Source organism: Mycoplasma sp. 480 (genome assembly GCF_051353065.1).
Classification (GTDB): domain Bacteria; phylum Bacillota_I; class Bacilli_A; order Mycoplasmatales; family Metamycoplasmataceae; genus Mesomycoplasma_A.
The window spans coordinates 183,170-196,032 of the sequence record NZ_CP195722.1 but is presented as its reverse complement, the minus strand read 5'-3'; the positions used below and the strand labels follow the sequence as shown (position 1 = coordinate 196,032).

The 12,863-nt window shown below is 25.5% G+C and carries 14 protein-coding genes; 2 read left to right on the top strand and 12 right to left on the bottom strand.

From position 1 onward, the window contains the following. The 11 genes from ACR34G_RS00860 to prfA all read right to left on the bottom strand — a co-directional run bounded on the left by ACR34G_RS00860 (window position 1) and on the right by prfA (window position 8,601). Entirely contained in the window at window positions 1-489 is a 489-nt protein-coding gene (locus ACR34G_RS00860; RefSeq protein ID WP_436358896.1) for a Sua5/YciO/YrdC/YwlC family protein, read from the bottom strand. Continuing rightward, a complete protein-coding gene (gene dnaJ / locus ACR34G_RS00855; protein WP_436358895.1) occupies window positions 468-1,571 on the bottom strand; it encodes a molecular chaperone DnaJ in 1,104 nt (367 codons plus the stop codon). The genes ACR34G_RS00860 and dnaJ overlap by 22 nt, the downstream gene beginning before the upstream one ends. A gap of 51 nt (window positions 1,572-1,622) precedes the next feature. After that, the gene (locus tag ACR34G_RS00850; protein WP_436358894.1) at window positions 1,623-2,834 is read right to left on the bottom strand and encodes an endonuclease/exonuclease/phosphatase family protein; all 1,212 of its coding nucleotides are present in this window, start codon (window positions 2,832-2,834) and stop codon (window positions 1,623-1,625) included. A gap of 1 nt (window position 2,835) precedes the next feature. Continuing rightward, the gene (locus ACR34G_RS00845) at window positions 2,836-3,210 is read right to left on the bottom strand and encodes a hypothetical protein (protein WP_436358893.1); all 375 of its coding nucleotides are present in this window, start codon (window positions 3,208-3,210) and stop codon (window positions 2,836-2,838) included. Next, window positions 3,201-4,604 carry a glutamate--tRNA ligase gene (gene gltX, locus ACR34G_RS00840; protein WP_436358892.1) on the bottom strand — a complete coding sequence of 468 codons (1,404 nt, stop codon included), beginning with the start codon at window positions 4,602-4,604 and terminating at the stop codon, window positions 3,201-3,203. The genes ACR34G_RS00845 and gltX overlap by 10 nt, the downstream gene beginning before the upstream one ends. A 131-nt stretch (window positions 4,605-4,735) precedes the next feature. After that, entirely contained in the window at window positions 4,736-5,143 is a 408-nt protein-coding gene (locus tag ACR34G_RS00835) for a hypothetical protein (RefSeq protein WP_436358891.1), read from the bottom strand. Continuing rightward, the gene (locus ACR34G_RS00830; RefSeq protein ID WP_436358344.1) at window positions 5,112-5,459 is read right to left on the bottom strand and encodes a transposase; all 348 of its coding nucleotides are present in this window, start codon (window positions 5,457-5,459) and stop codon (window positions 5,112-5,114) included. The genes ACR34G_RS00835 and ACR34G_RS00830 overlap by 32 nt, the downstream gene beginning before the upstream one ends. 189 nt (window positions 5,460-5,648) lie before the next feature. After that, complete coding sequence (locus tag ACR34G_RS00825; protein ID WP_436358890.1) at window positions 5,649-6,347, bottom strand: hypothetical protein; 699 nt, start codon at window positions 6,345-6,347, stop codon at window positions 5,649-5,651. Between the two features lie 52 nt (window positions 6,348-6,399). Next, window positions 6,400-6,804 (bottom strand): hypothetical protein, encoded by a 405-nt coding sequence (locus ACR34G_RS00820; protein ID WP_436358889.1) that lies wholly within the window; start codon window positions 6,802-6,804, stop codon window positions 6,400-6,402. Further along, window positions 6,798-7,538 (bottom strand): peptide chain release factor N(5)-glutamine methyltransferase, encoded by a 741-nt coding sequence (locus tag ACR34G_RS00815; protein ID WP_436358888.1) that lies wholly within the window; start codon window positions 7,536-7,538, stop codon window positions 6,798-6,800. The genes ACR34G_RS00820 and ACR34G_RS00815 overlap by 7 nt, the downstream gene beginning before the upstream one ends. After that, complete coding sequence (prfA, locus tag ACR34G_RS00810; protein ID WP_436358887.1) at window positions 7,522-8,601, bottom strand: peptide chain release factor 1; 1,080 nt, start codon at window positions 8,599-8,601, stop codon at window positions 7,522-7,524. The genes ACR34G_RS00815 and prfA overlap by 17 nt, the downstream gene beginning before the upstream one ends. Before the next feature lie 330 nt (window positions 8,602-8,931). On the opposite strand from prfA, the gene ACR34G_RS00805 reads away from it, so the two are divergent. Then, the gene (locus ACR34G_RS00805; protein WP_436358886.1) at window positions 8,932-9,699 is read left to right on the top strand and encodes an HNH endonuclease signature motif containing protein; all 768 of its coding nucleotides are present in this window, start codon (window positions 8,932-8,934) and stop codon (window positions 9,697-9,699) included. 128 nt (window positions 9,700-9,827) lie between these two features. Then, entirely contained in the window at window positions 9,828-11,618 is a 1,791-nt protein-coding gene (gene dnaK, locus ACR34G_RS00800; RefSeq protein ID WP_436358885.1) for a molecular chaperone DnaK, read from the top strand. Window positions 11,619-12,357: 739 nt separating this feature from the next. Here the strand turns inward: dnaK and ACR34G_RS00795 are convergent. Further along, the gene (locus ACR34G_RS00795) at window positions 12,358-12,852 is read right to left on the bottom strand and encodes a hypothetical protein (protein WP_436358884.1); all 495 of its coding nucleotides are present in this window, start codon (window positions 12,850-12,852) and stop codon (window positions 12,358-12,360) included. Window positions 12,853-12,863 lie beyond the last annotated feature (11 nt).

Below are 12,863 nucleotides of genomic sequence, written 5' to 3'. Positions count from 1 at the left end.
CTATCTTAATCTTTCCAATGTTTCTACTTTTATAATTTGTGAAGGTTCGTTGCTTCCTTCTCCAAAATTATAAACTTGTTTTATTTTATTAAAAACTTTTTGTGCTTCTTTTATAGTTAAATTTTTTTGACCAGAAATATTTGCACTCGTTACTCAACAAGGACCAGTTTTTTCCAAAAATGTCTGTAATCCCTTTTGATTTGGCATTCTAAAACCTTGATTATTAACAATTAAAGTTATATTTCCGGGTCAAAATTTCTTAGCCAACTCTTCTGCTTGTGAATTTCATTCTCAAAATTCTCTTGCTTGTTCTATAGAAGCAACTAAAATTATTATTTTTTTATTTATATCTCTTTGTTTAAGTTCATATAAAAGATCTATTTTTTTTGTTTTTACAGGAATACCTATGCCAACAACGGTATCCGTTGTAGTAATAAATACATCTTTATATTTGTCAATTTCATTCATTAATCAAAATCTTTCAATCATTTATTTTTTCGATCATCTTTTACACCTGAAAAAATTGATTCCATTGCTTTTTTCTCTGAATTTGATAATTTTGGAACATATAATTGTAAGTGAATTTTTAAGTTTCCATAAGAATTATTTTTTGGATTTTTAGAACCTTTATTTTTTACAGTTAATACATCACCTGATTTATAAGAATTATTCATTCTAATCTCTTCATTTCCATATGGTGTTGGAATTGTGATAAGATTTTCAGAAATAATATCAATTACAGAAACTGGCACAGTTAAATGAATATCATCACCAACTCTTGTGTAATGTATATGATCTCTAACAGTTATTTCTATATATAAATCTCCATTTTGCCCACCATTTAATCCGGGACCACCATATCCATTTAAAACTACAGATTGCCCTTCCTTAATACCTGCAGGAATAGAAACTGTCAACTCTTTACTTTCTTTTACAATTCCTTTACCGGAACATAATTTACATAATTTTTGAATTCTTTTCCCTTTACCGGAACAATCAGAACAAGTTGCACTATTTTGAATGGCTCCAAAAGGTGTTTTAATAACTTTTGTAACACTTCCTGTTCCACCACAAGTACTACATTTCTTAATATCTGCTGTAGAATTTGCACCACTACCGTGACAATTATTACATGTGCTATATTTATCGAATTTTCTCTTTATACTTGTTCCTAAAATTGATTCAAGAAAACTTATTGAATATTCAATTTTATAATCTGAACCATCTTCTGGATAATTTTCTCTTGATTTTCTTCTGCCAAATCCACCAAAAATATCTCCAAAAAAGTCACTGAATCCGCTAAATCCACCAAAATTTCCAAATCCACCAAAACCTGCTTGTGCATTTGGATCAAAAGCATCATGACCATATTGATCATATTGTGCTCTTTTTTCTGGATTTGATAAAACTTCATATGCTTCATTTACTTCTTTAAATTTCTCTTCTGCATCTGTTTCTTTATTTTTATCTGGGTGATATTTCATAGCTAATTTTCTATAAGCTATTTTTATTTCTTTATCCGTTGCGTTTTTATTTATTTCTAATACTTCATAATAATCTCTTTTTTTCATAAATAAAATTTTAGCACATTTTATATTAGAGTGCTAAAATTTTGTATATTATTATTCATCTATATCATCTTTTGATACATCTAAATCTGTATAAACTAAAGTGTGATCGCTAATTTTTAAAATTCAATTTTGTAAGGTATCCTTTGAAGGTTTTTTATCAACTTTTTTCTTTCATTCTTTTTCTTCAATAATATTTTTTTCAAAAACAGAAAATATATCAAATCTTTGAGCGTTAGAAGTTTTTAAATCACCTTTATAAAGGATTTTATCATATGGTTGTGATCACTTATTAGTCTTACCAAGACTTGTATCTAAATTTCAATCAAGTAATGTTTTATATCCTACTTTAATTGTTAAGTCAAATGCTTTTGCTCCGTTATTTTCCTTTATATTTGTGTCTCCCATAAAGAAAATATCGTTATTTTTACCATCTTGTAAATCAAATCAATTTAAAACATTTTTTAGCTCTTTAGCTTCATTTATTTCAAATTGACCTTGACCGGAATAACTGCTCGCTGCTGGTTCAACACCTTTTTTTTGTCCTGGAGAATCAAAATGAGAGAATACTATGGTAAAATCGTTATGTTTTTCATTTTTAACTCTAAAATGTGCTCCATATGGTGGTCTTGCATAAACAGTTTTTTCTTTTTTATTAAAGTAAGAAGTAAATTCTGGATTTGGATAAGGAATCCCTAAATAAGGGTTTTTATTATTTTGATATCCAGCAAATGGAATCGGTTCTAAAAACTTATTTTTATAAACTATACCTATATATTCTTGCTGTGATTCTTTACCTTTACCAAATAATTTAGGACTTAATAAATATTTTCAATCTCCATCAGGATCATATTCTTTTAATTTTTCAATTATCTTAGAAACAGCAAGTTCATTATTCTCATTATCAATTGTAACTTCAGTTAAACCAACTAAGGAAAGGTTTTCGTGATTAATAATTTTTGCTATTGCTTCATTTTTTCAATCTTGCTTTCCTGTGTGATTTAAAATATTTCAATGACCAATTCTTATTTTATCAAATGATAATTCTTGATTATTATCTGTTTTTTTGTTTAAATCAATATTTTTTTTGTATTCTTTTTGCTCTTTTTCATCATTGTTTGGAACAGAAGGGTTAACATTCTCTTTTGGTGGTTGTTCCTGATGCGTCTGCTTTGTAATAGGTTCTTGATGTGCTTGTTTTGAACCACATGAAGTAAAAACCAAAGGTAAAGAAAGAAAAGAAAATCATTTAATTCATTTTTTCATTTTATCTATTTATAAATAATTCTATTTGAAAACTTGAAATGAATTCTTCTTTAGCAGAAAATAAATCGTAATAAAAGGAAATATAATATTCTTCTCTTTCTAATTTTGTCATTTTATAAATGAAATCTAACTCACCATATTCAGTTTTAAAAGGACATACTTTTTCTTTATTTAACTCTAAATTAACAGTTGCATGACTTTGAAAAATATTAACTTTGTTTTTTGAAACTTCAATTCTTATAGCAATATTTGTATTTGGATCTTTAAAAATAAATGCATCAAATTCTTCTCATTTATCTAATTCTAAAGGAGAAATAAATTCAATTACTTTTTTATCATCATCCTTGATAATTGTTGAAACAAATTTTATAGTCATTTTTTCAATCTCTCTTTAACAACGTTTTCTCCAAATAAATAAATGCTTTTTGCTAGTTCTGGTCCATGTTGTTCAAGTGTAGAAGCAATTCTAATTGGTAAAAATAAATTTTTTCCAGATAATTTTGTTTGTTCTTTTGTTAAGTCTATTGCTTTTTGAATATTATCAATTGAAAAATCTAACTTACTTAAATGACTGTAAAAAACAGAGATAACTTCTAAATTTACAGGATTTTCCTTTATAAATGTTTCTGTTAATTTTTTTGGAGACTTGTAAATCAGTAAATTATTTTTAATTTCATTTAAAGTAGCGGCACTTTGTTTATATGTTTCTACAAATAATTCATTTCAATCAGAATCACTATTTAGTTGTAATTGTTCTTTTAAAATAGCGTTACTTTGATTTTTCATATATTGTTTAGAAAATCATTCCATTTTCTTAATATCAAATTTTGAAGGAGATTTAGACAATCTATTTTCATCGAATTTTTCAATTAATTCTTTGTGACTTAATATTTCCTGTGCGTCTTCACTTGTTCATCCAAGTAATGCTAAGAAGTTAAAAATAGCTTCAGAAACATATCCTTCATTTTTATAGTCTTCAATAAACTGTTTTAAACTTAAATCTCTTTTAGAAAGTTTTTTTCCTTCCATATTAGTAATTATTGTTAAGTGTCCAAATTCTGGTGTTTCTCAACCAAAAGCATCATATACTGAAAGTTGTTTAGGTGTATTTGTAATATGTTCTTCTCCTCTTAAAACATGGGTAATTTCCATATCATGATCATCAACTACAACTGCAAAATTATAAGTTGGAAATCCATCGGATTTTTTTATTACTCAATCACCAATATCATTTGAATTTACAGAAATTGACCCTCTTACAATATCATTTCAAGCGTAATCTTTGTTAGGTTTAAGAGCTAATCTTACTGAATATTCTTTATTTTTATCTCTTCTTTCTTTTTCTTCTTTGGAAATTTTTAGTCAATTTCTATCGTATCTAAAACTAAAAATCCCTTGTTTTTCTTGATCTTGTCTTTGTTGTTCTAACTCTTCTGAAGTATCATATGCTTTATAAGCAAGGTTTTTAGAAATTAATCAATCTACTAATTCATTGTATCTCTCAAGTTTTTCACTTTGTCTATATTTTCCATATTTTGAATTAGGATTTATGGGTGATTCATCTGGAATAATCCCTAATCATTTTAGATTATTTAATTGTGATTCTTCCCCTCCTTCAATATTTCTCGAAACATCAGTATCTTCAATTCTTAAAACAAATTCTCCACCATAATGCTTAGCAAATAAGTATGAAAATAAAGCTGTTCTTGCTCCACCGATATGAAGATATCCTGTTGGACTTGGCGCATATCTAGTTCTTATTTTTTTCATTGTTTCTCCTTAGTTATTAATTATAAATATTATATTTTATTTTTTAAAAAAATAGAATAAATGCAATAAAACTTCTTTATTTATTTTCAAGATAAAAGCAAACTTCCTTTTTAAAAGTTTGCTAATTTTGTTTAATTATTTCAATTCTTATTTAAATAAAAATTTATTGAATATCAAAGAATAAAGGGATAAAAATCTTTATCGTTTTTATAAATTTTTTTATCATTAACTTTTATGTAAGATTTTCCAAAGTATAATCTATTATAAAATCAAAAAGTACAAGTTATTATATTAATAAATTTTTCTTTTTCATCTTTTATTTTTTCATTAAAATCTATTTTATTTCGATCTATATAATTTAAAAGTTTAAAAGAAATATTTTCTTCTTTTTTATAAAATTCAACGACTTCATTTTCTTCAAAATAAAAATCTTTACTTAAATATTTTTCTAAAGTGGGACAATTTATTGGGACACATTTTACCAGTGATATCACTGGTAAAATTTTTTTACTTTGAAATTCAAGAATTTCAAATTTCATTTGGGGTTTTTCAATTTAAAATTGATTGTGGTCTTTCTTCATTATATCAATTTATATAATTATTAATCATTTCTTTTAAATTATTAAAAGTTAAATTTTTAATTTTAATGTGTGATAAACATTCGCTCTTTATATTAGAAAAGAAATATTCAATTTCTCTATTATCTAATGAATTACCAACTCTTGACATTGAAATTATTCCATTATTTTTTTCAATAATTTCTACAAATTTATTAGAAGAATAAACGCTTCCATGATCAGTATGCATAATTCATTTTTCATTAAAACTTAAATCTTTATTATGTTCTATAACCAAATTTAAATCATTATTTCTTGATAAATTTCAAGAAACAATCTTTTTAGTTTTGTGATGAATTGTTGCTGAAAAATATACATGATTAGAATCAAATACATCTTTAGGAGAGATTATATAAGAAACATCTGTTGCAAAAATATTGTTGTTTTTTCCTTGAAAATCTCTATTAATTATGTTTTCAAATTTTACTTAAGTATTTTTATCTTCTCTTCTTTTGGATTTTTTTCTAACTATGCAAAATAAATTTAATTTATTCATAATTCTACCTATTTTCCTGTAATTTATCTTTATTTTATGTTTTTTTTTCGATAAAAACTTCAAGTCTTTTTCTTCCATACAAACAGTTATTTTCAGTAAAACCTTCATAAATCAATTTTTCTTCTTGATTCAATTCTTTTGCTTCAACATTTTTATTCTTGTTTCTGTAAAAAGTTGATTTAGAAATTTTCATAGTGAAGAGAAATTTTCTAAAATTTCTTGCTTCTTTTTTTTCTTTTTTTGCTCTTCTTCATGTTCTTTTACAACACGATTAAAAATCTCATCAAAAACTTCTTTAGGTAAAACATCTTGATAAATTTTTATGGATTTAATTAAAATTTCTCTTGGGATACTATCCCAAATTTTTTTCTCTTCTTCTGGTGTTAAGATTTTTCTTCCAACGCCTTTATTTTTCTTAGGTGATTTTCCTGTTTGAGATTCTAAATTCATACCTAAATTATAAAGTTTAACTTTTTCTTTAAAAAACATTTTTTTAAAATTAGTTGGTTCTGTTTTTCTAAAATGAAAATATTCGGTTCAAAATAAATCTAAATTTCTCATTTTCTCACAATTAGCTAAATATTTTTTAATTCAATATTTTCATTCTTCTGGTTTTAATTGTTTTGACATTTTTCTCCTTAAATAAAAACATAAATTTGGTGTCCCAAATTTATGTCCCTGTTTATTCAAAATAAGCTAAGTCATTTTGATTTACTTCAATTTGATCCCAATTTGCTTTTTTCTTTTCTTTTTTTAATTTTATTTTATAAACTATAAATGAAATAAAAGTTAAAAACAAGATATACGCAATAAAAACAAGAAATAATATAGCATTAATATTAATAGTTTTAGATTTAAAAAAATCAATAATCAAAAAACCTATTCCAAATATTAAACAAATAATTTCAAAAAATAAGTAGATAATATCAAAATAAGAAATTTTTTTATTTGTAATAAGAAATTTTTTTCATAATTCTAAATCTATATTTTTTAAATTAATTATGTTTTGATATCTAATAAAAGTGATTAAAATTGCTAAAATTGTTGCTACAAGAATTGCCAAGAAAGTTATTATGTAAGCTATCATTTTTCTCCTTTTTTAATTATAACTATTCTGTTTTTTTGGTTAATATCTTTTTTTATTTCTATATTTAAATTTTCAAGAGACTTAAAATAATCTAAATTTCAATCTGAAATTTCAAATATAAGAATTCCGTCTTTTTTTAAAAAAGATTTACCATCATTAATAATTTGTTTATAAAAGTAGTTTCCATCTTCTTTAGCAAATAATGCATTATTATTTTCTCACTCTAAAACAGAGTTATCAAGTTTTATATTTTCAGGTATATATGGGGGATTAGAAATAATTAAATCATACTTTTCATTCGGATCTAATTTTTGAAATAGATTAGATTTAATTACTTTAATTTTTGAAGAAAATAAACAATTTTCCTTTATATTAGTCAAAATTTTACTTATAGCATTTTCATCATTATCAACTAAAGTCACTTCACAACCTATCTCATCAAAAATGGTTAATCCTATAAAACCAGATCCTGCACACATATCTAAAACTTTAGAATTTTTATTCAAAAATTTTAAAGATTCATTAATAACTTCTTCTGTTTCATATCTTGGGATTAAAACCTTATCGTCTGTAATTAAAAATTTTAGTCTGTCCATTTGAACAAAACCAATAATTTGTTGAATAGGCATTGAAGTTTTTAATTTATTTTCTTCTTCTTTAGTAATTATTAATGGTAAATTATTTCTTATTTTTTCTCGTAATAAAGATTCTCTTCTTTTACTCAAGTCCTGCATTTTGAATCTTTTCTGCTTGTTCTTCTGCTAATAAAGCTTCGATAATTGGGTTTAATTGACCTGCTATAACATTTTTTAAAGATGTAGAAAAACCAATTCTATGATCTGTTATTCTATCTTGTGGATAATTATAAGTTCTTATCTTTTCACTTCTTGCACCAGAACCAGCTAATTTTCTAAAAGCACCTTCTACTTCTTGTTTTTTTCTAATTTCTAAGTCATAAAGTCTTGATTTTAAAATTTTCATTGCTAATTCTCTGTTGGCTATTTGGCTTCTTCCATCTTGAGAAGTAGCAATAACACCTGTAGGAATGTGTGTTATTCTTACAGCAGAATCTGTTGTATTAACGGATTGACCACCTGCACCAGAAGATCTAAAAGTATCTACTCTAATATCGTTTGGATTAATTTCAATTTCAACATCTTCATCTGCTTCAGGCATTACAGTAACTGTTGCAGTTGAAGTGTGAACTCTACCTTGAGTTTCAGTTTCTGGAATTCTTTGAACTCTATGAACTCCTGACTCAAACTTAAGTTTTGAATATGCTTTTTCACCACTAATTGAAAAAACTATTTGAGTAAAACCTCCAGCTACAGCAAATGTAGAATCAAGAACCTTTACTGTCATATCATTTGAATCAGCTCATTTATTGTACATTTTAAAAAGGTCACCAGCAAAAATGTTTGCTTCATCGCCGCCAGCTGCCCCTCTTATTTCCATAATAACGTTTCTTTCATCATTTTCATCTTTTGGCAATAATAAAATAATAAGTTCTTTTTCTAAAATAGGCATTTGCTCTTCACAGTTTGTTATTTCAGATTTAGCAAAAGCAATAATTTCTGCATCTTTTTCTGCAAGAAGAAATTTAGCTTCTTTTATAGTGGTTTCAAATGCTAAATATTTGTCAAATGTTTCCACTATGTCTTTGATTGAAGAAATTTCTTTAACAATTTGAGTGTATTTTTTTATATCACTCATTGTTTTTTCATCTAATAAAATTTTATTTAATTCATTATATTTTTCTTTAATTGAAATTAGTGATTTATACATTGAAGTTTCCATATTAATTTTAATTATATAAGAAAACTGCTTTTTTAAAAACTTAAAAGGCGAAAATTTAATTATATTTGTAAAGTTAAAGATTTATTAAAAGTTTTAAAATTTTATTTTACTTTGTAAAAACATTTCCAGTTTTAAACATAAAAAACATTTCTATATAAACAAGGACATAACTTTGGTAAGAAACCAAATTTATGTCCTTGTTTATTACATCCTTTAGATTTGTTTTTATATATTGAAGAATTCCCAAAAACAATTTTAAAAGATTTTAAAATTTTTAGTACTTTGGGCATAAAAATTAATTATAGTTTAACAGCAAGACAAAAGAATAATTTGAATACTAAATTTGAAAATATAAAACATTTTCAATTAGAAAAAGAAAATTTAAAAAGGCAAAATAAAAGAAATTTATCAAGTTATATTGAGTATGATGAGTTAAAAAAAGAGATTAAACTATATGCTAAATTTGATGGAGCTAATGCATCAGATTCTTTAATCAGTGCAATAGTAATCAATAAAATATTTGAAAAAGATAAAGATATTAAGAAAAAACTTTTAATTTTAAAAACAAACGAAAAATTATTTGAAATTAAGCAAAATTTATTAAAAATTTTAAAACAAAATAATTTTGAAGTAAATAAACAGCCAATCTTTTCTCAACCTATTTTTGATATAACCCACTCTGAAGAAGACTTAAAAAGAAATCAACCTCTTTTTAAAGAAAATATAAAAATTTGATATTGTGAAAATAATTTAAATCCAGATAAATGTTTAGTTTGTGGTTATCAATTTTCAGAACATTTAATTTCAGCACATATACATAGAGTTTCGGATGTAAAAAATGAATTTAAAAATAATAAAATTTCTTTCGATAATGCTAATAAATTGATTGTTGAAGGATGTAATGGTTTTTTACTTTGCCCTACATGCGACAAAGAATTTGAATGAGGAAAAATTTTCTTTGATTTAAATTTATATAAGTTTTTTTCTAATCCAAAAAATAAATATATTACAGAAACTATCGATATAACAACAAACAAAGAAAAATTTGAAGAAAACATTAAAAAACATCTAGTGAGAACAAAAAATTTGTCAAAATAAAAGTTGAGTTCCAACTTAATTTTTTTATAAATTTAAAAATTTGGCACTTTTTACTTGTGAGTGCTAAAAAATATGCTATAATGTTTTCATAAATAAAAAAAAATCACTTATTAAAAAGGAGAATAAATATGGCAAAAGAAATAGTATTAGGAATAGATTTAGGGACAACTAACTCTGTTGTTTCTATAATTGAAGATAAAAAACCTATAGTTTTAGAAAATCCTAACGGAAAAAGAACAACTCCTTCTGTAGTTTCTTTTAAAAATGGAGATATTATTGTTGGAGAAATTGCAAAAAGACAATTAGAAACAAATCCAGATGCAATTGCTTCTATTAAAAGATTAATGGGGACAAGCAAAACTGTAAAAGCAAATGGAAAAGAATACAAACCAGAAGAAATTTCAGCAATGATTCTTTCTTATTTAAAAGAATATGCGGAGAAAAAAATTGGCAAAAAGGTTTCAAAAGCAGTTATTACTGTTCCTGCTTATTTTGATAACGCAGAACGTGAAGCTACCAAAACAGCTGGAAAAATAGCAGGATTAGATGTTTTAAGAATAATAAATGAACCTACAGCAGCTGCTCTTGCTTTTGGACTTGACAAAACAGATAAAGAATTAAAAGTTCTTGTTTATGACTTAGGAGGAGGAACATTTGACGTTTCTGTTCTTGATTTAGCAGCAGGAACATTCGAAGTACTTTCTACAAGTGGAGACAATAGACTTGGTGGAGATGATTGAGACCATGAAATTGTTAAATGACTTTTAGAAAAAATTAAAAGTGAATATAAATATGATGCCACAAACGACAAAATGGCAATGGCTAGATTAAAAGAAGAAGCAGAAAAAGCAAAAATTTCTCTTTCTGAACAATCAATCACTACAATTTCATTACCATTTTTAGCAGTTTCTGAAAACGGTCCAATAAATGTAGAATTAGAACTAAAAAGATCAGAATTTGAAGCAATGACTGCTTATCTTGTAGATAAAACAAGAAAACCAATTATGGATGCCTTAAAAGAAGCTAAACTGGAAGCTAAAGATTTAGATGAAATTTTATTAGTTGGTGGTTCTACAAGAATCCCTGCTGTTCAAACAATGATTGAACATACATTAGGTAAAAAACCAAATAGAAGCATTAACCCTGATGAAGTTGTAGCAATTGGTGCAGCTATTCAAGGTGGAGTGCTTGCAGGAGAAATTGATGATGTTTTATTATTAGATGTTACTCCTTTAACACTAGGTATTGAAACAATGGGTGGGATTGCAACTCCTTTAATCCGAAGAAACACAACAATTCCAGTAACTAAGTCACAAATTTTCTCAACTGCATCTGATAATCAACCAGAAGTTACAATTTCTGTAGTTCAAGGTGAAAGACAAATGGCTGCAGATAATAAAGTTCTTGGAACATTTAACTTATCAGGAATCGAACCAGCTCCAAGAGGAGTACCACAAATTGAGGTTTCTTTCTCAATCGATGTTAATGGTATTACAAAAGTTACAGCAAAAGACAAAAAAACAAACAAAGAACAAACAATAACAATTCAAAATACATCTACACTATCTGAAGAAGAAATTCAAAAAATGATAAAAGAAGCCGAAGAAAACAGAGAAGCAGATGCAAAGAAAAAAGAGAAAGTAGAAACAACAGTTAGAGCAGAAACATTAATTTCACAATTAGAAAAATCCTTAACTGAACAAGGAGATAAAATTGACAATTCTCAAAAAGAAATGTTAACAAAACAAATTGAAGAATTAAAAACTTTATTAAAAGAAGAAAAAATTGATGAATTAAAAACAAAATTAGACCAAATAGAACAAGCTGCTCAAGCTTTTGCACAACAAAGTGCTAATTCACAAGCAAACGCTTCAAATGAAGATAATGACTCTTTTAAAGCGGATGTTAAGGAAGAATAATTTAAATAGAAAAAGGTAATTTAATACCTTTTTCTATTTTTAATACCTTTAATTGAGGACCGTAACACATTTTGTGTAAAAATTTCTCAATAGCAAATATTTAAACTAAAATATTTATAAGGAGAAATTTTTTTATGACTAAAAAATTAGAAACTGCTAAAAAACTTTATGAAAAAACAAACCAAAAAACATAAAATTAAGATAGCGTAGGAATTTAGGTGGTAATTTCTAAACCAACCTAATGATAACTTAATTGTATCACATTTTCAACACCTTTCAATAAATTTTCCCAAAATTCTCAAAATAAATATTTCTGCTTCCACTTGAAAGCAGTTTTTATTTTTCAATTTTAGCTATTTTTTTTAATCGAATTTTATACTATTTTTACCTTGTTTTTTTGCTGTGCATGCACATCAATTTTTTCGCTGATCTAATCAAATTTTACAAAGTAAAATTACACGCACGCGTTCGCGCGCACCCTTTGAAGGGCAAGATAAGAACGCTTACATTTGTAAATTATTAATCAAAATGTCCTTTTTTTAGCGATATGAAAATAATAATTATTTCAATTAAAATAATGATATCAAAAAATTAAATTTCACATTAATTTTTTGATGAATTCAACCTCTAAAAGGCTGAGTTTTTTTAACCCCCCGCCCCTTAATTGCAATTAAGGGGGGCACTCTTTTTCGCCAAAAAGAGCAAAAGGCACAAACAAGATTGCACCGACTTCGTCGCCTTATCTTGTATCCTTGGAATCATTATCGTATCACTGTTCCATTTTATTTAAAATTTTTTCATTTAAAGTTATAAATTTTTGTAATAATTCAAATTCTTTGTAATCAAATTTTTCTTTATTGGTTGAAATTTTTTTGTCAATCATTTTATAAAAACTTTGTCCGCGAGTTTTAGTGTCTTTTATTATTTTTTCAATTTCTTTCTTTTCTAAAAGTTCAAAATCGTATTCTTTTTTGTTCTCTCTGCTAAATTCTTCATCCATCTCTCTTGTTGTTCATATTTCATTTCCAATTCTAATTTTTATATTTAAATCACTATCTAAAACAGCAACAAATTCCGTATTAGGAATTCCAAATGTTTTTTCAAAAGTATTTTTGTCTAATGTGTAATATTTCTTGTCGATTCTAAAACAATTTGCTGTGAATTTTCTTTTTATAGGGAGATAAATTCTTAATTGTTCTGGCTGTGCTTTTGTAAAAACATTATTTTTTGTCACTTTTTTCTTGA